21 protein-coding genes are annotated in these 25,124 nt (G+C 34.2%); 3 read left to right on the top strand and 18 right to left on the bottom strand.

Translation table 11 applies throughout. The features are described from left to right. Positions 1–158: 158 nt before the first annotated feature. Positions 159–2,228, bottom strand: coding sequence for a vWA domain-containing protein (locus tag ACECE_RS0222880; RefSeq protein ID WP_010251460.1), 2,070 nt, complete (start codon positions 2,226–2,228; stop codon positions 159–161). A gap of 507 nt (positions 2,229–2,735) precedes the next feature. After that, positions 2,736–4,388 carry a cellulase family glycosylhydrolase gene (locus tag ACECE_RS0222875; protein WP_010251459.1) on the bottom strand — a complete coding sequence of 551 codons (1,653 nt, stop codon included), beginning with the start codon at positions 4,386–4,388 and terminating at the stop codon, positions 2,736–2,738. A 317-nt stretch (positions 4,389–4,705) separates the two neighbouring features. Here ACECE_RS0222875 and metF point away from each other — a divergent pair, with 317 nt between their 5' ends. Next, the gene (metF, locus tag ACECE_RS0222870) at positions 4,706–5,572 is read left to right on the top strand and encodes a methylenetetrahydrofolate reductase [NAD(P)H] (protein ID WP_010251458.1); all 867 of its coding nucleotides are present in this window, start codon (positions 4,706–4,708) and stop codon (positions 5,570–5,572) included. Between the two features lie 176 nt (positions 5,573–5,748). Here metF and ACECE_RS0222865 read toward each other — a convergent pair whose 3' ends face one another. The 12 genes from ACECE_RS0222865 to ACECE_RS0222810 form a co-directional block, all read right to left on the bottom strand. Next, positions 5,749–6,624, bottom strand: coding sequence for a M50 family metallopeptidase (locus ACECE_RS0222865; protein ID WP_268871034.1), 876 nt, complete (start codon positions 6,622–6,624; stop codon positions 5,749–5,751). Between the two features lie 72 nt (positions 6,625–6,696). Beyond that, a complete protein-coding gene (locus ACECE_RS0222860; protein ID WP_010251456.1) occupies positions 6,697–7,641 on the bottom strand; it encodes a M23 family metallopeptidase in 945 nt (314 codons plus the stop codon). A 461-nt stretch (positions 7,642–8,102) separates the two neighbouring features. Next, the gene (gene mgsA, locus ACECE_RS0222855) at positions 8,103–8,501 is read right to left on the bottom strand and encodes a methylglyoxal synthase (protein ID WP_010251455.1); all 399 of its coding nucleotides are present in this window, start codon (positions 8,499–8,501) and stop codon (positions 8,103–8,105) included. Positions 8,502–8,638: 137 nt separating this feature from the next. Beyond that, positions 8,639–8,923, bottom strand: coding sequence for a cell division topological specificity factor MinE (gene minE, locus ACECE_RS0222850; protein WP_010251453.1), 285 nt, complete (start codon positions 8,921–8,923; stop codon positions 8,639–8,641). Between the two features lie 15 nt (positions 8,924–8,938). Then, a complete protein-coding gene (gene minD / locus ACECE_RS0222845) occupies positions 8,939–9,739 on the bottom strand; it encodes a septum site-determining protein MinD (protein WP_010251451.1) in 801 nt (266 codons plus the stop codon). 184 nt (positions 9,740–9,923) lie between these two features. Next, positions 9,924–10,604, bottom strand: coding sequence for a septum site-determining protein MinC (gene minC, locus ACECE_RS0222840; RefSeq protein WP_010251449.1), 681 nt, complete (start codon positions 10,602–10,604; stop codon positions 9,924–9,926). Between the two features lie 47 nt (positions 10,605–10,651). Continuing rightward, positions 10,652–12,778 (bottom strand): penicillin-binding protein 2, encoded by a 2,127-nt coding sequence (gene mrdA / locus ACECE_RS0222835; protein ID WP_010251447.1) that lies wholly within the window; start codon positions 12,776–12,778, stop codon positions 10,652–10,654. A 59-nt stretch (positions 12,779–12,837) separates the two neighbouring features. Further along, positions 12,838–13,353 carry a rod shape-determining protein MreD gene (gene mreD / locus ACECE_RS0222830; protein ID WP_010251445.1) on the bottom strand — a complete coding sequence of 172 codons (516 nt, stop codon included), beginning with the start codon at positions 13,351–13,353 and terminating at the stop codon, positions 12,838–12,840. Then, a complete protein-coding gene (gene mreC / locus ACECE_RS0222825) occupies positions 13,350–14,180 on the bottom strand; it encodes a rod shape-determining protein MreC (protein WP_456049044.1) in 831 nt (276 codons plus the stop codon). Before mreC ends, mreD begins: the two co-directional genes overlap by 4 nt. A gap of 41 nt (positions 14,181–14,221) precedes the next feature. Next, complete coding sequence (locus ACECE_RS0222820) at positions 14,222–15,244, bottom strand: rod shape-determining protein (RefSeq protein WP_010251440.1); 1,023 nt, start codon at positions 15,242–15,244, stop codon at positions 14,222–14,224. Positions 15,245–15,339: 95 nt separating this feature from the next. Next, positions 15,340–15,936 carry a Maf family protein gene (locus tag ACECE_RS0222815; protein WP_026073966.1) on the bottom strand — a complete coding sequence of 199 codons (597 nt, stop codon included), beginning with the start codon at positions 15,934–15,936 and terminating at the stop codon, positions 15,340–15,342. A gap of 362 nt (positions 15,937–16,298) precedes the next feature. Continuing rightward, positions 16,299–17,234, bottom strand: coding sequence for a hypothetical protein (locus tag ACECE_RS0222810; protein ID WP_010251436.1), 936 nt, complete (start codon positions 17,232–17,234; stop codon positions 16,299–16,301). A 304-nt stretch (positions 17,235–17,538) separates the two neighbouring features. On the opposite strand from ACECE_RS0222810, the gene ACECE_RS0222805 reads away from it, so the two are divergent. Next, positions 17,539–18,165 (top strand): adaptor protein MecA, encoded by a 627-nt coding sequence (locus ACECE_RS0222805; RefSeq protein WP_010251434.1) that lies wholly within the window; start codon positions 17,539–17,541, stop codon positions 18,163–18,165. A 132-nt stretch (positions 18,166–18,297) separates the two neighbouring features. Here the strand turns inward: ACECE_RS0222805 and ACECE_RS0222800 are convergent, their stop codons facing one another. From ACECE_RS0222800 to ACECE_RS0222790, 3 genes are all read right to left on the bottom strand, one after another. After that, positions 18,298–19,659 carry a VanW family protein gene (locus ACECE_RS0222800; RefSeq protein ID WP_010251432.1) on the bottom strand — a complete coding sequence of 454 codons (1,362 nt, stop codon included), beginning with the start codon at positions 19,657–19,659 and terminating at the stop codon, positions 18,298–18,300. A 148-nt stretch (positions 19,660–19,807) separates the two neighbouring features. Continuing rightward, positions 19,808–20,956, bottom strand: coding sequence for a PRC-barrel domain-containing protein (locus ACECE_RS30785; RefSeq protein WP_010251430.1), 1,149 nt, complete (start codon positions 20,954–20,956; stop codon positions 19,808–19,810). 51 nt (positions 20,957–21,007) lie between these two features. After that, complete coding sequence (locus tag ACECE_RS0222790; protein WP_010251428.1) at positions 21,008–22,327, bottom strand: tetratricopeptide repeat protein; 1,320 nt, start codon at positions 22,325–22,327, stop codon at positions 21,008–21,010. A gap of 437 nt (positions 22,328–22,764) precedes the next feature. On the opposite strand from ACECE_RS0222790, the gene ACECE_RS0222785 reads away from it, so the two are divergent. Beyond that, on the top strand, positions 22,765–23,310 hold the full coding sequence (locus ACECE_RS0222785) for a DUF6648 family protein (RefSeq protein WP_010251426.1): 546 nt from the start codon (positions 22,765–22,767) through the stop codon (positions 23,308–23,310). Positions 23,311–23,326: 16 nt separating this feature from the next. Here the strand turns inward: ACECE_RS0222785 and ACECE_RS0222780 are convergent, their stop codons facing one another. Beyond that, positions 23,327–25,009, bottom strand: coding sequence for an MASE3 domain-containing protein (locus ACECE_RS0222780; RefSeq protein WP_010251424.1), 1,683 nt, complete (start codon positions 25,007–25,009; stop codon positions 23,327–23,329). Positions 25,010–25,124: the final 115 nt, after the last annotated feature.

Here is a 25,124-nt window from a genome sequence, read left to right as displayed (position 1 = left end):
TCTCAACCAATTTAATACAATATTAGCTTTGCAAATTTCTCAAATCGAACTCCAGAACATCGAGTCCTAAGTTTTTTCCTCTTTCATTTCACTCCAAGAGGCTAATCAAAAAAGCTAGCTGCTCTACTTGCAACTAGCTTGTGATATTAAATTTCGATTTAGTTAATATCTGCAAAGAATTTCAGACCAATAGTATAATCAGGAGCAATAGCTAAACCAGTATTTCCCAAGTAGTCTATGTAGTTTAACTTTCCTCCTTGAAATGTTATGCTGGAATTCAAAACGCCATTTGTCCAAACTCCTCCGCTTCCTGATAAGGAGGTATATCTGAATTTAACGATAATATTCGGTACTGTTGATAGCTGGTATAGACCTGTAGTTGAGTTTTTGACCAGTTTAAATCCACCTAAATTTCCTGATACAGAGTACTGTTCACCAGTTTTTGAAATTGCTAGGTTGCTCCCCGAATATTGTGCAGATAATACCTTCACACCTTGCGGAAAAACCTGTGAAAAACTCACCGACTGGAACGGAAGTTCATTTGGATACTCTAGCGCCTCAGGTATACAAGCCTTAATTCCATTAAAGGCACTTGCAACATCTGTTTCCGTTGAAGTACTATAAAATAAGCTTCCTCCAGCTATAGAACTTGCTCCTGCCGCACTTGCTATATTTGTCAACTGCGATTGCGCACTTGTTTTGTTAGACGATAAAGTCACTCCAGGAAGTGTAATAAAAAATGGCTTATACTTACCTAGAATATAATCACCTATATTTTTAGCATATCCCTCTGCACCACTAATATCATCCCAAGCTTCATGAGGAGAATCACCATCACTCACTTTATAAACAGGATTAGAAGTAATACTATCCCAAGTCCACGAATTGGATATTTCATCTGTTAGTACAATTATATATTTTGAAGCACCTGCATCTGTAGAGTTTTTCAACATATAATACGCTCTTCTCATTGCATCCCCGATATTACGTCTTGAACTCTTGTAAGAGCCATCAACATTTGATACAATCGCATTACTTGGAGACAGGGCATCAATATTGGCTTTCATTATACTTACATTTGTAGTATCTAATGTAGAAGTTAAGCCACTTACAATTTTCGCCTTCTCCGCATAACTTACAACTCCGACTTTTGTCCTATCATCACTAGAAAAACTGTCAATAAAACTTTTAACAGCCGTTTTTTCCTTATATAAACGAGTTTCATATTCTACATATTTTAAGAAAGGAAGCAAATAACTATCTGTTCCCCGTGAGTCAACTGTCAATTTATACATATAGAAACCAATTTCTTTTGCTATTACTCTACCATGAATAATCGGTTGAGAAGCTGAAAAGTTAACTTTACCATTAGGGGCAATTACTATTCCATTAAAGGTAGCTATATCTGCAGACAGCGAAATATTTCCAGTCCCTGAATACAAGCAAAGGGGTCCATTAATTAAACAATTGGTTGTATTCAAAGTTATGTCGCCTTTTGCAGCTATAACTCCATTTGATGTTATATTTGAAGTTGCTATTGTCAGATTACCATCAACATAAATAGGCGCATTAAAAGTAACACTAGCGCCATCAAATACTTTATTACCACTGTATGTTACTGTGTTTGGATCAGCTTTTACAGCCTCACAAAAATTAAGTATCTTTATTTTAGCTGCGCCTGTAACCTTATTTATAGGATTAGTAGTACTTACAGGCCATTGTATTGTTGAGCCTGATGCCTCTGCAGTACCGTTAATAAGAGTCCCAGTTGGATTTGTTGTTTCAGAATATGTGGAACTCTTATCATACAAACCTACATTATAACCAAACACATCAATATCACTGTTTGAATGAATTTTACCAAATACTTTAGATTCACTTCCTGATATTGAAAAAACTTCTTTAGATGTGTCTTCAGATAAAGTTATAATTGCATAATCTGCAAAGGTAGTATAATCATAGTTTTCATCAAAATCATATTTCATAGAGTATGTTGTATCGACAGCTACTACTATTTCCCTTCCAGATGTCCCCAAATTCACTGGATTACCATACATAGAATAGGTAGCAGTACCCGTATCAAGCAAATTAGCATTATATGCATCAAATGTATAATCCATTAAAATATTCCCACTTGCTGCCAAAACTATTGAAACCTGAGTTGATATGATAAATAAAACTGCCACCAATAAAGAAATCAGCTTTCTATACCTAATAAAACCTCTCATACAACATTCCTCCTTTAACCTAAATTTGTACATAAGAAAAAAGCATTTTATAAATACTCAAAACACATGAAACAGACTCATTTTCCCTCTTTTTTAGTCTATAAATCCAAACTGGCATATTTAATTTTAATAGTGAATAAATAACACTAATAGCTAATTAAATATTAATAATTAGCACTTTAGTTATGAATCGTGTACTTTCCATAATTAATTCTGAAATTAATCATGTTCAATAACACTATGTTTAAATATTTTGCGGATACAAACAGATAGTAAATCCAAAGTAAATTTCCCGATGAAATGATATAAGAAAAGAAATTTATTATTGACTTCTTGTAATTCATGCTTTTAATATACACCCTTAAGGGTATATTATAGAATTCTATTTATAGTTATATTATACCATTTAATCTCAGACAAGTAAAGTGTATTATTTAAGGCAGTTATTTTAATAGCAATAAAAAAAGAGCCGAAAAACGACTCTCATAAAAGTATTTAATTTTTTATTTAATTATTTTCAGCAGGAAAACTTTCTATCATACCAAGCAAACGTTGTCTAATATATGCAAAATCTATAGCATTAACCTGTCCGTTGTCATCAACATCAGCAGCTTCTATATCGATTTCTTTTTGAGGCGTAATACCTAGTAATACCATTCTAAAAACTCCAAAGTCAATTGAGTTGAAAGATCCGTCATAATTAACATCACCATATTTAAATGTTGTAGTTGGTGTTAATTCAGGAAGTATATTTGTTGGTGTAGGTGTTGTTGATGAAGGTGTCACTTTAGGTATTGTTTGTGTTGGAATAACTTCACCATTAACCTGACTTACCGATATTCCGTTGGCACCAAGCGCAACTTTGTGGTCAAGGCTTACAAACTTTCCATCATACTGCCATAAAGCAGGTTTTAGCAATGCATATTTTTCTTCATCCCATGTCATGAAGTCATAAGACACAAGGCCACCTGTATCTCCTGAGTTTGCATTGTAGCACCAGAATGTATGGTGAATTCTATTATCTACTATGTAATCCCTCATGGCTGTCATCCATTTTTCATTGTCTCCGCCATCCATAAATCCACCCCATTCCCCAATCAAGAGAGGTGCTATTCCATCTTCATATATATATGCCCAATTATCTTTCCAGCAGTCATTATACACCGATTCCTTTGTAAACCCATCATAAAACCAGGATTGCTTATATACCATCGGGCCGTAATCATGTGGTGAGTATACTAACTGATCCTGATTCTCACCTAAGTCCAAAGGATTGTCCTTTACTCCTCTAAAGTTTCCACCCCACCAGTTGAAGTAGTAATGACTTTCTTTTCCCCACTCATCTACTGCAGTGTAGTCATTACCTTCTTTAGGATAGGCTTCAATTCCTTCTACCATAATAAGCAGGTTTGGGTTTATTGCAAGAACTCTTTCTCCACAAGTTTGGGCAGCATACTTCCAGTTGTTTAAATCTTTAGAATCATCCCACTTTGCCATAACTGTATCTGTTGGTTTACCATGAGGTTCATTCTTAAGGTCAAACGCAAGTATAGTATCATCATTTTTATATCTTTCAGCCATCCATTCCAAAGCTGACATCCATGCTTCAGTATTATATGCCCCATCATACCAAACAGGATAATTATGCCCCATCGCCTGTGATTGTGGACAATGTACATCAAGCATTACTTTAATGCCTTCTTCCTTACATACATTCAAAGCAAAATCAAAAAGCTCCAAGCTATCCATGCCTTTTAGCTCAGGATTTACAAAATCGTTTAGACTGCCTGGCGCCGGAGGTGATCCGCTTTTCCACTTAGTTAAAATTTCTGTTGAAACAGGTATCCTCAAGAAATTAATCCCTCTGTCAGCCATTCCTATTAATGCCTTTTTCATGTTACAACTCCAGACACCGTCAAAAACATTTGTACCGGTGTTAAAACCAAACCAATTTGCACCAGTCAGCCAAACAGGTTTTCCACTCATATCGACGATCTGATTACCCTCAACATGAAGCCAGTCGTCATTACCTACCGCTTCCTCCGCATTCACAACCGGAGAGAAGTCTGACAAAAAACCTTCGGGTATACAATATGAAGACAAAATTACTAATGCTGCCGCCATTATGGCGATTCTCTTTAAACTTTTCACAATTCCCATACCACTAAATTCCTCCCTTCAAAACTTTACAATATATTTATTCGCCTTTTTCATCGTTTTTAGGGGATGAATTATACTTTGATATGAAAGACGGAAATATTGCTATAAGACTTTGCATGATGGTCTCCCCACAACAAATAAGATAATAAAAAAACGTTGAAATACGATATATTTTAATTTAATTATAATATACAATTTAGGACTCCACAAGCCCAAACGCAAGTAAGAGCATTGATTATTATATAATTAAACTTGTCAGTATCCTTTGTTATGTTATAATAACATTTAAAGCATCTTTTTATTTTGTGGAGGGTAAAATGAAAATTGTAGAACTATTTAAAACAAAAAAACCAGTAATTTCTTTTGAAATTTTTCCGCCAAAATTGGATACTCCTATTGAGTCTATTTTTGATGCATTAGAGCAGTTTAAAGCTTTAAAACCTGACTACATAAGTGTCACTTACGGTGCAGGTGGAAGCGCAAAAGACAGAACAATTGAAATAGCATCAAAGATTAAAAATGAGTATTCTATTGAAAGTATGGCACACCTTACATGTGTAGGACATTCTAAAGAAGAAATTGATAAACTGCTTGTCTCATTACATGAAAATAATTTAGAAAATATACTCGCCCTGCGCGGAGACCCTCCAATAGGTCAACCGGATTTTGATTTTAGTAAAAATGTTTTCGAATACGCAAATGAGCTAATATCCCATATAAGAAGCAAGAATGATTTTTGTATAGCAGCAGCTGCTTATGTTGAAGGTCATATAAACAGTATTCGGTTAAAGGACGACCTAGTCTATCTTAAGCAGAAAGTTGACTCGGGTGTTGACTTTTTAGTGACACAACTGTTTTTTGAAAATAGAAATTTCTATGATTTTTTGGATAAAACAGCTGCAATCGGTATAAATTGTCCTATAACACCAGGCATTATGCCGGTCTTCAAAGCAGATCAGATTAAACGCATTGCATCACTTTGCGGAGCATCCATACCTGCAAAACTTGTATTATTGATGGATAAATACGGTAATAATGATGAAGATATGAGAAAAGCCGGCATAGAGTATGCCAGCTCACAAATCCGCAATCTAATTGATAACGGAGTTGATGGGATACACCTGCTGACAATGAACAGACCTAAGTCAAGTAAAGAAATACTCCAAAATGCAGGGCTATTATAAACTAAGGTTTAAACATTGCTTTTTCTCATAGTTTTAAAATGCAGCTTCGATATTCTGTAATCTATCTTTAGCACCTGTTACAGGCACCCTCATGAGTTACTATGTCATCTAAAAAGTTTGCTCAACTAACAAACTTTTTAGATGAACATACTAATAGGGATCAACTTTTTCGTATACTATGCCAGAGACTTCATAAGCTCATCAAAGCTTATCTCGGCATCAAACTTTGCCAGATTGTCAATAACCTCCTGCTCGGTAAAAACTTTTGCAAGCCTCATATCTTCATCAAGTACATATATTATATGAAATCTATCAAAGTCCATATCTTTTAAAATATCCCCCAAACGCATAGATTTAATTACAACCAGTTCTCTGCCAGGGTATACTCCTTTCTTGAGAAATCTGGAACGTTTGTAAACAAGGTTTTTGATATTCATAAAATATACCTCCGTCTCCTCATATTTTAAGAAATGAAAAATGTAAATCCCCAAAAAGATCAAACTAAAGTTGTAAATATTGTCATATGACTGAATTATACCTATAAGAATAATGAATAATCCCAGTCCTTTTGACACTCTCCTGGAGTACTTATACGCTTTAAACAAACCTATTCTCGAAGTAAGGATATCTCTAAATATCCTACCTCCATCAAGAGGTAAAACCGGAAGCATATTAAATATCGCCAAGAATATATTTATTAAGATAAAAAAACGCATATTATCTGATCTATGCAAATAATATGTGTTTATCGAAAAACACACTAAAAATATCAGTAAATTTGTCAACGGGCCGCTTATATTAATAAAAAATCTATTGGACTCTCCATAAAAATCGTCTTTAAAAACAGCATTTAATCCTATAGGAAATACCTTTACAGAATCCAACTTTCCACCTTGAGCCAATGAAACTAATATATGCGATGCCTCATGAATTATTAAAGCAATAAAAGTCAGCAGATATTTAATATGATAATTAAAAGTAATCATTAATATTACTGTAACAAAAAATAAAGGATCAACTTCTACTTTAAAGGGTTTTTCAGTAACTTGTATTAAAATACCTTAGCCTCACCGCCTTCCATAATTATAAACAACTGATTGGCATTTTTATTAATTTTTGTAAGGTTAATTTACCGAAAGTGTTATATAGTCAAGAGGATTAACCGCCGTATTATCCTTTCTTACCTCAAAGTGCAAATGCGGACCTTCTGCAGCTCCTGTGCTTCCAACTTCTGCAATAATATCACCTTGCTTAACCTTTTGACCTTTACTTACAAGCAATTTAGAGCAATGCGCATATAATGTCGTTAAACCGTCTATATGCTTTAATTTCACATAGTTCCCATACGTTTCTTCCTTATCCGCTTCCAATACTTCCCCACCATATGCGGCTTTAATGGGAGTCCCACTTTGAGCTTCAATATCAATTCCCTTATGAAATAATATAGTATTTTTTATAGGATGCATCCGTTCCCCATAAAATGACCCAATTATTCCTCCAACGGGAATAATAAAGGAATATCCTGCGCCCCCAAAGACCTGTTCGCTTTCAGTATTCTCCGATTCCACCTGATTTTCAGCTACTTCCTCGTTTTCAGCCTTCTCCTGGCCATCTTCACTATTGTTATACTCCATACCTTCTACTAAAGATCCTTCTTCTGTATATACCGCACTTGCAGGCTCAAGCTCTTTATCCACTTGTTCCTGTTTTTCAGTTTCAGGGAAAGATTTTGCACCTAATACTCCTTCATCTAAACCATCACTTTCATCTTTTCCATTTGCAAGGTTATTAAATACACTCTGTATTCCACTATAAACGCCCTTCAAATCAATGTTATATGCCAGAGTCCCCTTTATTTTATTTTGCAAAAAGTCAGTTTGCGGAGTATCTATATTTACGACTGCAGCTATAACCGCAAGAACAATTACACAGATCAAAACCTGTCGCATTGTTTTTGCAAGCAGCCTACGAGCAAAACCATCCTTATCCTTTTTATTTTTTCTTGCTTTTCTTCTGGTCTGCCCTGTTAATTGTCTCGAGTACCTTGGTCTATAAACTATATCCTCCACTTGTAAAACACCTCTTTTTCCTTAATCTGTATCTCAAATCACTTATGAAATTATTGGTGCACCTCAACCTGTCCTTCCTCTGTATAACCTTCGCTAACACATTAGCTCAAATTACACATATATAGCACAATTAAATTTATAGATAGAAACCTCTAAAACTAAATTTAAAGAATGTTTTCATCTAAAATAGATAACGTTTAAGCGCTATATAGATTTAACTTTAGTGTTCTTTATCTATAGCTAAAGTAACTTTAAGGGAAAAGATAAATTAAACAGCTTTATATTAAGATTATATTTAAGAGAAAAAAGAAATATTACAAGTTCCAAGAAAAATAAAAATCTCGAGAGTTTTGAATCTAACTGGATTTTAAGAAATTCGCTTGACTAATTCTACTAACAAAAATATCTAAAGATATTTGAACACACTAAAAAACCCCCTGCAAGGGGGGGGGTAAACTCTTTTATTGTTTTCCGATAATCTCTCTCCAATCAAGATCTCCTCTATCAAGACCCCTGATCAGCATCTCTGCAGTGCCGATATTTGTTGCAAATGGAATATTATTAATATCGCATGATCTCAAGAGAGAACTTATATCAGGCTCATGAGACTGAGCTGTAACAGGGTCCCTGAAAAAAATCACAAGGTCAAGCTCATTATATGCGGCCCTGGCACTAATCTGCTGCTCACCCATCAAACCTGGCGAAAGCTTTTGCACGTTTAATCCAGTTGCCTCAATAATAATAGCCCCTGTTGTACCAGTAGCAAATAAAGTGTGATTTTTTAATATGCTCCTGTAAGCTATACAAAACGATGCCATTAATTCCTTCTTTTTGTCATGTGCTATTAATGCAATATTCATTATAACTCCATCCAGTAGTTTAAAATTAGGTACACAAAAAAATATACAATTGGTGTTTCAAAAAATCAAATTAAGTTAGTTATTTGATGAAACACCGCCAGTATTGAAAAATCTAATACTTGTTAACAAGAACATTATTACTTCCCGCTGTTTTTTACATTCCTAATAGGTATATTTGCAACCAAAGCAGGTACTATACGGTCGCCCTCTTCACTTTTTGTTCTGGTCATCTGTATGTCAAGTGTATCTTCATCTATATCCATATAGTTGGATATTACCTTGATGATTTCTCCTTTAACCATCTCCAAAAACTGAGGAGAGACATTTGCTCTGTCATGGATTAGTACTAGCTTCAGTCGTTCCTTCGCAAAGTCTTTAGAATTTTTAGACTTGCCAAATATCTTCGATAAATCTAGCAACATAATTCTCCTCCTTTATTAATTCGCTTTCAAACCAAACAACTTTTTAATTTTAAACATGAAGCCTTCGTCCGATTCAAGGTTAAGTATAGGAATATTTTCACCTAGTATTCTTCTGGTTATACTTCTATATGCTTCTCCTGCAAGAGATTTAGTATCTGTTACCGCTGGTTCACCCCTATTAGTAGAAACAATGATCTTTTCATCATCCGGAACAACTCCAATTAAGTCAATAGCAAGTATGTCAATTATATCGTCAATTGTCATCATATCCCCGCGTTTTACCATATCAGGCCTTACCCTGTTTATAAGCAACTTAGGGTTTTTCAGTTCATTAGCTTCGAGTAATCCTATTATTCTGTCAGCATCCCTTACTGCTGAAACCTCAGGCGTAGTAACAACTATCGCCCTGCTAGCTCCGGCAATCGCATTTTTGAAACCCTGTTCGATACCAGCTGGACAGTCTACTAGTATAAAGTCAAATTCCTGCTTTAAGTCATCTGTCAGTTTTACCATCTGCTCTGGAGTCACAGCAGACTTATCTCTTGTCTGCGCTGCTGGAAGCAAATGAAGTCCTTCATATCGCTTGTCCTTTATTAAAGCTTGCTTAATTCTGCAAGTACCTTCAACTACATCAACAAGATCATATACAATTCTGTTTTCCAACCCCATTACAACATCCAAATTTCTAAGCCCTATATCTGTATCAATCAAAACAACCTTCTTACCCTGAAGCGCTAATCCGGTACCAATATTAGCTGTCGTTGTAGTTTTTCCTACACCGCCTTTGCCTGAAGTTACTACAATAACCTCTCCCATCTATGTCTACCTCCCGCCATATATTCAGAAAAAATGCTACTTCGTAATCGAGAAATAGCCCTATTTTCTATAAAATACTTTTGCATAAATACATGTTGTATATAAATTCTATTTTTATCATTAATAACACTATATATTTCTTTTTATCATTTGTCAATTCCTCATTAATCATTACACACAAGACTTACCGAGAGGGTAAATATCTCTCAATATATACAATATCGTCCTTGATATACGCAAGTTCAGGTGTAAACTGACCTCCAGTATCTTTTTCATCCGGAGCACGTGTTATTACATCAGCAATCCTTAACTGCGTAGGTTGAAGATTTAGAGCTACTACAATTGCTTCCTTATTTCCATTGGCACCTGCATGTACAATACCTCTTAATGATCCCATAATCACAACATTTCCCGTTGCAATTATTTCGCCTCCGGGATTTACATCACCTACAACAACCAGATTACCGTCAAAATTGACCAATTGACCCGATCTGACAGTCCCCCTGTAAAATTTGGTTATTCCTTCTTCCAACCCTTTAAAGAAAAAATTACTCATCCTGATCTTTGCGTGAGGTTGAGGGTGTGGCTCAACTTCAACTTTCGGCGGTTCTTCCGTATCCATTTCAATACCTGTTATCTTTGCCCCGCTCTTATTTTGGAGAAGTTGAAATACTTTCTCCTCTTCTGCAAATGACAACTTTTTGCCCCGATACTTAATCAAAAGCGTAGCACCTTTAAAAAATTTCCCCGCAGATAATACCTTTTCCTCTATCTGCCTTAGTATCTCATTAAATTCAACATCTTCCTTAAAAATAATAGTGAGACAGTTTAAAGACCCCTTAAAAACTACACTGCCTTCCTTCATTTATAATAACCCCCATTGCATTAATTTATTGTTTAATTTTTAGTCGATTAGTGTGTAAATCCAACTCTTTCCACTGCAATTTGATCATCACTATGCGCATCACTGTTTAATCCAAAGTATTCTTCCAGTACATCACGCGCAATCGGTGCAGTGTTTGTCCCCCATACACCATGTTCCACAACTACAGCTACTGCAATTTGAGGATTTTCTGCTGGGGCGTAGGCAATAAAAAGACCATTTGATGAACTTCCTTTAGATTCATTTCCTGTTTCAGGTGTACCAGTTTTAGATGCAACAGTGAACGGAAAACCCTGAAAAGTGGAAGATGCAGTTCCTTCAACTGAGTTTGAAACCAAAACCATACCCTCTTTAATAGCCTCCAGAGTTTCCTTTTTAACAGGAACAGTTTCATATTCCGGCTTAGTTTCCATCACAATGGAACCATCATATTTTTTTACACGTTTTATCAAATGAGGCTTATATTTTTTCCCTCCGTTTGCAAGAGTACTAACATAGTTTGCTAATTGAATAGGAGTAAACTCATTGTTAAATTGTCCTATTGCTGCCTGCGCTGTGTCTGCCGGCCTCCAATCATCATTCCAGGTCGCCTTTTTTGTTTCCTTGTTAGCTCTTGTACCTTTCTTCTCTCCACCTATTTCAAGACCTGTGAGTTCTCCAAGTCCAAATAACTTTGCCCACTTATCTATTTTATCAATCCCTGTACTGTAGCCAATTTCGTGGAAGTATATATTGCATGAAGTCATCAATGCCTCATTGAGATCTATTTCATAATGGGGACCTTGATGATTTCTATATTCCAAGCAGTAAAACTTCCAACCACCAATTGTCGTATATCCCTTATCATAAAGCTTTGTCTTTGGAGTTATTACTCCTTCTTCAAGTGCAGCTACTGCGGTAATAGGCTTGTAAATTGACCCAGGGGTGTATTTCCCCCCAATAGCCCTATTGAGCAAAGGTGTGTTTTTATTATCAGTATTATACTCCATTTTTTTCTTCTCAGCCTCAGTATCATCAGCCCCTGCCAAAAAAACACTAGGATCGTATGTCGGATAACTTGCCATCGCAAGGATTTCACCATTATTGACATCCATTGCAACAACTGCCCCTGCAAAAGCGTCCCCAAAATTCTTTTTAAAATCGGCTTCCGACTTAATCTCCTCAATATTACGCTGTAAAGATTCCATTGCAACCTTTTGAAGCTTTGAATCAATAGTAAGATAAACATCATTTCCCGGTATTGCCGGTTCACTGTTTAATTCAGCAGTCAGCCTGCCGCTGGTGTCCACTTCAACCTTTTTCTTTCCATTTATTCCTCTTAAATATTTTTCGGCAGCTTGCTCAATACCTATCTTACCAATTTTGTCATTAAACTTATATCCAGAATCTTTATTGGCTTCGTATTCTTTGTCAGTCATCAAACCTATATAACCTAATACGTGTGCAAAATCAGATGCATCAACATACTTTCTTTCGGGCTCCATATCAATAAGAACACCTGGGAACTCATAACTTCGTTCTTCAATCTGAGCCACTGTCTTGGAGTCCACGTCCTTTGCAATACAAAGTGGATTAGATGCTGTATACCCCTTGATAAGCATGTCATAACGCATGCACATTATTTTATAAGCTTCTTCGTCAGTATACTTCTTATCAATATTAAACTTTTTCTCCCTGAAATACTTAAAAACATCCAAAGGTGTTTTCAACAACGCTATATCCTTATCCTTTAAAACCATCTCACTCTTCCACTTTGCCAGGGCTTTATCCGATTTTTTAATTTTATTCCCATATGCTATAGGGTTAAAAGTCAGATAATCTGCAAGTCCTGATTCGTATGAATCGCCATTTTTTTTAAAAATATCAATTAATTTAAGGATCATCACATTAACTTCAGCTTCTTTAAGGCCAGTTTTTGCCACCTGAACTGTATACCCAACTCTATTTGTAGCAATAGGTACCCCATAGGTATCTGCTATTATACCCCTTGATGCAACAATCTCCCTTTCTTGATAAAGCCTTTGCTGGGAACTTTCGTCATTCTCTTTTCCATGAATTATTTGAAGGTTTACCAACTGAACCACAATTACCCCAAAAACAAGCGAAAACATAATCGCAAGTAAAACATATCTTTCATTTGATCTTTTTTCTTCCATAACCTCACCACCAGTTATATCGAATAGTAAATTAAGAATTACACTTAACTAAGAAATAATCAATACCTTCTGGAACTTTTGTCAAATTCCTCAAAACGCCTGTGCAATTTAACTACTATTATAAATACAAATATAGAAATTACACTGTTATAAATTGCTTCAGGTAGAATTACATTCTGCATCGGATAGATGAAACCAAGTGGTCTTCTTAAAAATGTGTTTAAAAAGTAAACTAGATACTCATAAACTATTGTCGACAGAAAAGTAAAAAAAACTGCAATAAGAATATTTTCCCTATAAAGCTTTTTATTTATAGAACCAATAACAAGCCCAAGGTAAAGCCCCAATAATGTATAAAATCCAATAACCATGCCTGAAACTGAATCCTGCAACAGTCCGCAAAAGAAACCTACTATTGCACCCTCAATATTATTTCTTAAAAGCCCTACAATAACTATTACAACTAAAATTATATTAGGCTTAACCCCATAAACACTCATAGAACTACCTAAAGTAGATTGAATCAAAACTGTCAGAAAAATTAGGATAGTATAGGCAATTATTTTTCCTCTCATCTGTTATCTTCGCCTTCACTGTTAGTATTCTTGGTATTTAAAACAAACACTTCTTCAAGCCTTCTGAAGTCGACAGATGGCTCAATAATAGCATACCTGTCCAACTCATTTGTTCTTTGCCTTACTTCCTTTACTTTGCCTATAGCGATACCTTTCGGATAAATTCCACCCATACCTGAAGTTTCAACAGTGTCGTTCACTGATATATCCACATCAGCAGGAATATATTCCATTATGCAAAGACCTTGGTCTTTAAGCTTTGCATCACCTTTTATAACAACTAAATCGCTGGTCTTAGTCAACCTTGCACTGACGGAACTGCCTTCATCTATTATGGATATAACCTTCGAGGATAAAACATCTGTTCCCATAACTCTTCCTACAAGACCATCACTTGTCACAACCGGAAAGTCATTTAATGTACCATCCTTTGTTCCCCTGTCTATGGTAAAAATATTAAACCAGTTACCCATATCTTTTGCTATTATATTAGCTCCCATCATCTTCATACTGCTATATTGATCTTTTATATTCAGAGCTTTTCTAAGTTCTTTGTTCTTATCTTCTAACTCTGACAGCTTCCTATTTTGACTTTTCAAATCATTATTTTCTTTCTTTAAAGACTCATTTTCTTTTCTCAACTTATTAATATCATCAAAATGAGCAAAAAAATCATTAATCTTCCCGCCTGAAAAATCTATAAATCTCTGGAATGGAGATAAAATAGTACTAAAAACATCCCCTACATAATTAACCTTGTTATTTGGCATTGAAGAAAAACCTATAACAACCAATATTGCTAAAGTAATAACTAATAAGATAAACACTTTGCTTTTTATAAGACGTAACAAAATACATTATCTCCCTTCTATCTTAGTTTTTTAGGAGAAATAAGCACTTTCTTTAATGTTTCTATCTCTTCTAGCACCTTTCCCGAACCCATTACTACACAATCTAAAGGTTTTTCAGCTACTGACACAGGCATACCCGTCTCACCTTTAATTAACCTGTCAAGTCCACTTAAGAGAGCCCCACCACCTGTAAGCATTATACCTCTGTCCATAATATCTGCTGCAAGCTCTGGTGGAGTCTTTTCAAGGGTAAACTTTATTGAATCAACTATGGAATTTATAGGCTCTTTCAAAGCTTCAGCAACCTCAGATGAGGTTATGGTTATATTCTTCGGAAGACCAGTTATAAGATCTCTTCCTCTTATTTCCATAGACTCCTCTTTAGGCTTCGGATAAGCTGCCCCTATGGTCATTTTTATCTCTTCAGCAGTTCTCTCACCTATCATCAAATTATACTCTTTTTTAACATAGTGTACAATAGCTTCATCCAACTCATCACCCGCTATACGCAAGGATTTGCTGGTAACTATACCACCAAGAGAAATAACTGCAACTTCACTTGTTCCACCACCAATATCAACAACCATACTTCCCGATGGTTCCTCAACAGGCAAATTTGCACCTATTGCAGCTGCCATAGGTTCTTCTATAAGGTAGGCCTCCTTGGCTCCAGCTGATATGGTAGCTTCTTCTACCGCTCTTTTTTCAACCTCAGTAACTCCGGAAGGCACACAAATTACTACTCTGGGTTTGCCAATTACACCTTTTGACATAGCCTTCTTAATAAAATACTTTAACATAGCCTGAGTAATATCAAAGTCTGCAATAACGCCATCTTTCATTGGCCTTATTGCAACAATGTTTCCAGGTGTTCTACCAATCATATCCTTTGCAGCATCACCTACTGCAAGTATATCGTTCGATTTTTTATTTATTGCAACGACAGATGGCTCTCTGACTACAATACCTTTTCCTTTTAAGTGCACTAATGTATTAGCTGTTCCTAAATCAATACCAATATCTCTAGAAAATAAACTCATTTAATAATTCTCCTCCCAATCTGTTTTACAGATTATGCTGTTATATTGCATCCTTTGGAAAAATTCACATTACAACGTACACGTAAACCAATTTATTACAAAACATATATTCCGTAATTTCTTAAAATATCACTCAACTTTGAAATAGGCAAACCTACAACATTAAAATAGCAGCCGTCAATCCTGTCAACAAGTACAGCTCCCAGCCCCTGTATTCCATAGGCTCCAGCTTTATCCAAAGGCTCTCTCGAGTCAATATATGCGTTAATCATCCCGTCCGTGAGCTCTTTCATCTTTACACGGGTTATTTCTACACTTGTATCATATTTAGAACTTTGGACATCAATAACAGCTATTCCTGTCATAACTTCATGCCATCTTCCCTGTAATGATTTAAGCATATTGAAAGCATCCTTCATATCCTGTGGCTTGCCTAAAATAATGCTATCCTTAACAACAACTGTGTCAGCTCCAATTACTATATATTCTTTATTAGAGCTTGAATCTTCAGCTATACTTGAGGCTATAACCTGCGCCTTTTCAAATGCCAAATGCTGAACAAGCTCTGATGCCTTAAGCCCCATAGAATTACTCTCATCAATGTTAGCTGTTTTAATTGTAAAATCCAAACCTAACTGTTTGAGCAACTCAGACCTTCTAGGCGATTGGGATGCAAGTACTATTTGCATCATTGTCACCTCATCATGAAAAAATAATTTTAACAAATATAGTGTAAAAAAGCATTTATTTATGTCATAACTATTATAATCATACCAAATATCCTTTTTCAACAAAATATGAATCTTTTTGATAAATAATTTTGCAGCACTCTTAATTTAGGGAATTTGCATGGCAAATCCCCTAAAATCTAGCAGAACTTAATGTCCACTTTTATAAAAAAGCATATATACTTATATATTGTGCATTATATTTCTTCGTATATACTTATTTTCTTAATTATACTACTTAAAAACCAGCAGTCAATTACCAATTTTAACCACCAATTAAAAACAATATCATTATATTTTATACTTAATGCTATATTATAATATCTTTACTGCCTGTAATTATCTGGCACTTCAATAGTACTACCTTCGTTAACATCCCCAGTCTTTTCCTTTCTTGCCATCAATTCTTTTATTTTTGGTACAATTATATTTAGACTATCAATTATTTTACTCATCTCTCCAACGCTAAGCTCACTAATATCTACAGGGTTAAACCCCATTTCTTTCATAATTCCATTCATCACAAAATTATTATCAGGATCTATTCCCATATTTTTAAGCTTCTGCTTCAAGTAATTAATTTGTCTTAGTGTTGCCTTCTTTTGTGTTGCAGAAACATCCTTTCTCTCGGCCTGCTCCTTTTGTATTCTATTTTCAACAATACTAAACTCCTCATCCAACATTCGTGCTTCTTCCGGATACAGCCAATCATTTTCTCCCATTAATTTTCTTATTATCCTATCACAAGCGCCAGTTATAGTCTTCTCCAAGCCAAACTCCTTATCATCAAGAAGCTCTTTTCCTATATCAAATATTTCCCATTCGCTAAGGGAAAAATCAGGGTTCTCCTTGACCTTAGGCTTCCTGTTTTTATAAACTGTCTTACCGTTTTCATCTTTAACAGTATTTCTGCTTTCAATTTTTTGAGCCAAATATTTCTGATATCTGTTATAAAAATCAACCTGTTTTCCATCCACAATTACCTGACCTGTAGCTACATCTCTTCCCCTTACTTTAATAACAAAAGTCGGAAGATTAATTTCTCCTATCCCAGGGAACTGAGCACTTCTTTCATTCAACTTTACAATATCTATATCTTCAATTGATATTCCTTTTTCCTTGGCCTTTTTAAATAATCCCTCAGCTTTCATCCTCAACTCTCCACCAATACCCTTATAATAATCCTTATCTTTACTATATATAATCTCCTGAGTTGCTTCGTCACCTTGTGTCTTCTCAGTTGAATTTATTTCATCAGCCATCCCACCATCTCCCTTTTTTATCACATAAAACGCATAAATCAATATTTTTATTATTTGTAAATTTACTTTAATCTAAAATAGTTTATATTTCTTCAACAAGAAAACATGGGAAATAAAAATGTGCTTAATGAAATAGAAAAAATTCCGATGTATATTATGAAAGTTAATACATTCTTTTGATTTTTATTAATATTTAATTTCTAATATCTTTTGTTAATTTTTTTATACTTCTCATTTTGTTTTATAGGAAGTATAATATAATATAGAAAAATACAATTATGTAAATAACTAATGGTGATGCGCGATGAAAATAGAAAAAATTAATGATAATAAAATTAAAGTTACAATTTCATTAAGTGATTTGCAGGAAAGAAATATTGATTTTGAAGCTCTAAATTATAATTCTCCTGCAACTCAGGAATTATTTTGGGATATGATGGAACAAGCTGAAATTCAGTTCGGTTTTAATACCTCTGAGTCTCAATTGGCAATCGAAGCTTCTCCCGATGATAGTGATGGTTTTGTCATCTTTATCTCTAAGCTTGATGAAGATAGCGATTTTGAATCCATTCAAAAATATATAAAGAATAAATTTAAGAAGTCAGACCTAAGGGTAAAAAAGAAAAGTCAAAAAGTCTGTTCCTCTATAATAATTTATTCCTTCGAACATTTTGACCATATCCTGAGCTTATGTAACAGAATTAAATTGATGTATACAGGTGAGAGCACTTTGTATAAGCTTAAGAGCACCTATTATATGGTACTAACCAAGAATACCTTCTCGGTAGATAGCATTAAGTACTTTGAATCTTTGCTTAATGAATATGGCAGTAGGGTATCTAATACAAGCTACTACGAGGGTTACCTTGAAGAGTATGCCGATAAAATAGCAGAGTATAACGCCGTAGAAGTTATAACGTCTTACTTTTAGATCAAAATCAAAACCTAATGGCATTTGCTTCATTCAATCTTCAGAATACTTTTTCACAAATTTTTCAAAATAAAAAACCCTATCAACTAGGGTTTTTATTTTGAAAATCCGAAGTAATATTTCACCTATTTACTACTTATCCACCTGATCATCAGGTTTGGTTTTTGGACCTACTTGTAATATTGCTCCTTCAGAATCATATTTATTTGTATATATAAGCTCACGGCTTTCCTTCCCATTCTCTTTTAAAACCCTATATACTCCAACCTCGATTCCCTGTTTTCCTTTACTTATAACCTTCTCTTCCTGAGGTTGCAGATCATAATTTACGACTCTCAAAACAGGTGGATCAAATCTCTGTACTATATTTACCTCTATATCCTTTTCTGAATAATCAGGACTCTTGCTGCCTACTATATATACTGTAACATTTTCATCATCAGATTCAGAAAAAACTGCAATTGGAAAATCAAATGGGTTGTCAAATTGGAAATCACCGTCTTCTTCAGATATTTTTACATCAAGACCAGGTTCAATGTAATCTACTGGTGTTTCATACCTCTTTCTGTCAATACAATTAACATCAATACCAGTTTTGAGCAATGCAGCATAAAGAGTTGATGCCACTTGGCTATATCCTTGATTCTTTGGTTCAAAAGAAGGGTCCTTTTTCTTTAACCATTGGTTAAACGAAAACCCATGAGTTTTTTCACTGTCAACGCCAGCACTCAATATCAGACATCCGTTAATTGACTTTGCACCTTCCTTGACAGCTTCTCTTAGCTCTGGAGACTTAATTTTTGTGGTATAACTCGAAATAATACAATCCACACCTTTAAGCTCATCTAAAGCCAATTTAGGCCTCACAGTGGTGATTTCGAAATTGTTTTGGGCGTCAAACTCAATAGCAGAATCAAGGTGGCTCCTAAGTTCATTTTTTACCTTTTCCATAGAATTAGCTATATTCAGTTTAATTCCCATCTCCTCAGAAGTTTTCCTTACTACACCATTTTCCAAATACATTTGCGCATCCACAGGAGCTTTGTCTATAAGTAATCCAAGTTCTTTTAGCTTCTTTTCAAGCTTTGTTTCGTTAAACTTTATTACAGGGTACACCATCTTTCTATCGAACGAAAAGAACCCTTTGATTAACGTTGCAAGCTTACTGTGTTCATTTATGGAATATGCCTCGTTTACAGTAGCATCATAATCTATTGAGAAATCTATATCCGAGAACTTGATACTGTAATTCTTGCCTTTACCATATCTTATCAATAAACTTGAGCTGCAATACAATTTATCATAATGCTCCTTTACCATTAATGCTGCCTGGCTCTTTGTCTGATTTCCTACGTTTAATGAATCTATGTACACATCCGGTATAATATGTTCTTTTGAAGACGCATGAAGGGCTTGCATACCTATAGAAACCGACAATACAGTCTGGGAAAGTAGAACGAGCATTACAATGTAGCTTTTGTTAGGTTTTGCCATTATACTCACTCTCACTTTTTATTGAGAATTTTTATACAAAACGCTTTCTTATTTATTCTTATATATAAAAAACTCTAGGTTGTTCCTAAAAACATAAAAAGTATAAAACGTAAAAATGTTTTATACTTTTATGTCTATTAAATAAGTTTTATGCCTTATTATTCATTACCAACTCAATTAATTTTCCATTCTCTTTAGCAAACTCAATAACATCATCAGTAATAGTAGAACCTTCACTGATAATTACCGTACCCGAATTTGAAGTTATTGTCTTTGTAGCCTTTCTTCCATTGAGATACTGCTTCTGTCTTTGCTCAAATAAGCTGGCTGCGCCGCTCTGTCCGGAAGATGCATTAGAAGCCTTGGTATTATTAGCATCATTAGATTGAGCTCTTTGAATTGTTTCCCTGTTATCTGAAGTTTCCTCAACATTTTCATTTAGGGTTTCTTTATTACTAGAATCATCCAGCATTATGGTATTTTCAGTATTATCATTAAAATCATTTGAAAGATTAATACTGTTATCATTTGCATCTGCGACTTCATAACCAGCATCATTGTCATCACTTTGAGCTAGCGGGAAATCTGCACCTGTTGATTCCATGAACATACCAAAATCCGGCTGTTGATTTTGAAAAGAAGTATCTATTTCTTTGAATAAGGTATTACCTTCTGCAGCTATTAGCTTGTCCGTTTCAATTACAATACTTTCTGCGGTATCATTATTGTATCCACGGTCATTACTCATCAAATTTTTTTTTTCTATTTCAGGTTCACTGTTACTAGTCCCAATATCTGAGGGTTTATCAAGTAATGTGCTTTCAACATCCTCAACTACAACAACAAGATTTTTACCAAATGTAATAACACTCGCTCTTGGTATGATACGAATCTTTTTGTGAGTTATGTCAGCAATATACTCTAGACCCAATATGTTGCAATTATCATCCTCATCTACATAGATATCCCCAACCTCACCAATAAGTCTACCTTTTTTGGTAAGAACCTTAGTTCCTGTAACTTGAATATTCTTTTGCAGCAAATCTATTGCAGCAGGTATCTTGCTCAGGTCATTGATTGCCTCTTCATTCTCAATTGTCACTGCATACTCACCGATCCCAAGTATATTGACTGTAGGGATTATCTTTGCGCTAAGAATTTGAATTCCACTATCTACTACAACGTAATCTATAGCACCCTTTGCAGCGTTGGTAATAATATTCTTAACTCTTCCTACTTCAATCCCATCAGAAATACTTATTATCGGTAAACCTATTATTTCCTGAGTCTTTTTCATTACTTTGCGTACCCCCTTAGTACTCGATCTTATAATTAGGATTAATCAAATCTATTGTAAATTTAATTCAATTTCATGTCTTACTGCTTCATCCATAATCTCACCAAACTGAGAAATATAACTTTCAAGCACTTCCCTTGCAAGTTCAACTTGTCCTAATTGTTTATATAATACGCAAATATCCAAAACTATCCAAAAAACCACATCATCACTAGGTCCATTATCTAAAGCATAAAAGAAGCTTAATATTGCGCCTTCAAAATCACCCTTTTCTTTCAGCCCAAACGCTTCATCAATACTTTCATCAACCGATTTTACAGCATTTGGCTGAGGCGATTCGACACTCATGGTTTCATTCTCTTCAACAAACTCATCCATATGTGCTGCAACCAGCTCAAAAACTTCATCAACTGCATCTATTTCTTTAATTTCACTTAACTCGTAATCACTGCCATCAAAATCTGTATGCATTTCATCTTGACCTATATCATCCAAAATTATTTCATTAAATACTATATCTAAACTTTTGTCTAAATATTCATCCTCGTACTCATTTATTAATTCGTTTTGCAAAATAGTATCAGATTTAACTTCATCACAAATAGAAGTAATACCTTCAACTTCTTTCTTTTCAGCTATCTGACCATTTTCACTACAATATTTACTTTCATCACACTGAAACTCATCTAGAACTTCTTCTTCAAAATAGTCCTCATACACTTCATAATCATCGACAAAGCTATTGCTTCCTATATTTTCAGTACTATTAGATCCACTATCCCAAGCAGTAATACTTAGGTTATCCATATATTCCGAACAACATTCGCTAGCTTTATTATCCATTTGATTTGCTATATTAACATCAAGAAACAAACTTTCACTATTAAAAGTTTCTATTCCCATTGTATCAATATTTTGCTCAGTGTCAACAGATTTTTCTAAGATATTTTTTCCTTGTATCGATAAATCAGCGCTTTGAACTTCAGAAAAGCTAGTATTTTCACTGGTTATAAGTTCTTTGCAATAATCACTTTTTTGAAATGCTTGTAAAAACATACTATACTTCCAGTTCGCAAGCTTACCCCCACTTTCTTCATCTCCAGCCATATAAGAAATAATCAAGGACATAATTACAATTAATGCAGAACATGTAATAATACTTGTAAATAAAGCAAAGTTGAAGTTCGATAAGATACTTGTTTTAATAAATCCATTTAGTACCAAAGGGAACGATATGCTTATTACAATAGACGCCAGCGAAATAACAAAAATACTGTTTTTACTCAAAAGGTTGATTCTGTTAAAAAACGTTAGATTCACACAGAACAGCAAGGTTACTACTAAAACAGCAACAGTTGTGTATAAAGCCATACAGCCCTCCTGTATTACATTATTTTAGAATACTCTCATAGGAACTTCAGAAACTAAATGTATTGCTATTAGGTTTAGTACAATACATAACTTTGCACTTTGCATCTCAAAAAACAGATTTACTTAACACCGGGTTAAAATATTGAATAAGAAGTTTACTAAACATCCTCTGACCCAAAATGGACTTTCATGAACTTATAATTTGGAAACATAATAATTATATATATCATTATACTAAACATTACTGAATAAGTAAAAGAACAGCTTTACTTTTTTTACTATATATTTTAATATAAAATAAAACAATTGGTCAATACTTTAAATCAATTCCACGTATTTTTTATGGTATGCGGAAATTAGAACAAATAAAGTGTATTTTAACACTTGGAATCAAGAAATTAGTTGTGTTAAAAAAGCACTAGACAGGTAGGTTGAAAATGTCACCAAAAAAAATTGTACCAAATAAATTCGAAGAGTTTTTACTCAATAGAAACAGCTTAATTGAGCAATATTCCAAAGGTGATCTTTCAAAAGAGGAATTCATCGAAGCAAATTATAGATGTATAAATGCATTAGATATTAAACCTTTTCAAAAAATAGACAATGTCAAAAAAGCTATATACAATTACCAATACTACAATGTATTGGCAAAGTATTACCAAAAAAGAGCACATGACCTGAGTAAAAAGAATGCCGCAAGAGAAGATTTTTTAGAGCAGTCCAACTATTACTACTCAAGAAAAGATGATGTTACTATGAAACTTTTGACATTAATAGATTTTATAGGTGTTGAATCTTATTATGTAAAGGTTAAGTCACCAAGTCTAAAGAAAAAACTGTTTGAGATTGTCTTATTGGACTATGATAACTTAATTCTTCATTCTGTAAATGAGACTATATTAAATAGGCTTATACAGGAAAACGTTTTTACTAATGAGGAAAAAAAATCTTTAGTAGACAGTTATATCAATCAAAAATACTAGGTCTTGAACTGTAATTCTACTCATTTACCTGCATAACAAAGAAAGTCACATCATCTTTTAATGCAAACCCTGCGGTAAATTCAAACAAACTATTTGAAATCAACTCATTAAGCTCTTTACCGCTTTTTTTGCAATTTCTTTTTATCAGATCTAGAAGCCTCTCCCTGCTGTAGAAATCTCCATCTGCATTTCGTGCTTCAATCAAGCCATCAGTATAAAACAGGATCTTATCATTGCACCCTAGAGGTATTTCTCCATCTTCATATTGATTATTATAATATTCTCCAAACTTGCATATTGGGAATCCTTTGATATCTATTTCTTCTATGTTCCCGGAATCCCTTATCAGAATAGGCTCTACATTATGTCCTGCTGAAGAATATGTAAGTACCTTTTTTCTCTTGTTGTACAAAGCATATATCATAACAATGTAAACCTCTTCCTTAAAGTTAGTTTCATTAAATGATTTATATATACTATTAAGAACCTTTGATGGTTTTATAATGCCTAGCTCAATATCTAAAATCGTTCTAACGGTTTGGTTCACAAAAACAGTTAGCATAGCTGCCGGCACACCATGGCCAGATACATCCCCAATAAAAAAAGCAATGTTGTCTTCATCACGCCTAAATATATTGTAAAAGTCACCACTCACAATCTCTGCTGCAAAATATCTGGTATCAAAAACCACTTCTCTCTCTTGAGGCAATCTTGACGGATACACAGCCTTCTGAATGTCCTTTGCATACCTCAAATCGTCCATCAGCTGATTATTTAGCTTTCTAAGTTCTTCAGTCCTCGTCTGGACAAGCAAATCCAAATTATCAGCATAATGCTTTATTTCCTGCTTCGCATCATACAGTTCAATATAAGGCTTTCTGATGTTATTAATAAACATCACCTTAAAAATTATAAAGAAGGCCAGGAACTTATAAATATGCCCTAAATAGTTGTATATATCATATACACTCGCGTATTGCGTAAATGCAATCTCACTATAAATGCTAAGCACCATAGAAAAAGCACAGCCCAACTCCACTGTTTCTCTGTCCTTGTAATATCTATGAATAAATTTAACAATGCTAATAAAAAACAAAAATATAATCACTAATTCTGAATTCTTTTTAAAGTCTGTTAAGCCTACCCCTTCTTCATACATTAGCGGTAAAAAATCATGAAACCGCGTAACTGTTATTAATATAACAGTGCTTAAACCTACAGGTATAAAAAGAAAGATATTTTTGTCAACTTTCCATTCCTTCTTCATTTTTGAGGTATAGCCTGCAAGAACAAAACCTATTGAAGCAATAGCCCTTGAAATTATCCAAAGTGTAGTAGCTCTATTTGACGTCGTGTTCGCAACAAAGAAATCAGGCATACCCTTAAAGCTTAAAGTATGAAACATATCAACAAAAGCAATTGTAAGAAAAACACTTCCAAGATAAATAGTCCTTAAACTGCCTGTCTGCTCATAAGAATAATATGCAACTAAGAAAACAGATATAGAAACAAGGATACTGACAAATTCAAACATGTTATGCCAAGTCAGATAGGACGAAACGCTCATGACTTTTGCAAAAGCACCCTCAAGATGATAAACAATACCAAATGGTATAAGTGGTATAAAACATAATAGTCCAAATAGAGCAAAAATGCTATAGTTATGAATAATTTTGCCGCAAAGTTTATTAAGCCTCATAAATACACCACAATCGATATTAGTTTAAGTGATTTTACCTTTTGTCTTCCCATTTTACCATTCTAATAAAAACTATGCAATTAAAAAAATCAATGCAATTTCTTAGGCATTAAAA

Source organism: Acetivibrio cellulolyticus CD2, from assembly GCF_000179595.2.
Classification (GTDB): Bacteria; Bacillota; Clostridia; order Acetivibrionales; family Acetivibrionaceae; genus Acetivibrio; species Acetivibrio cellulolyticus.
The sequence above is the reverse complement of the archived record's forward strand: the minus strand, read 5'-3'. Positions and strand labels throughout refer to the sequence as shown.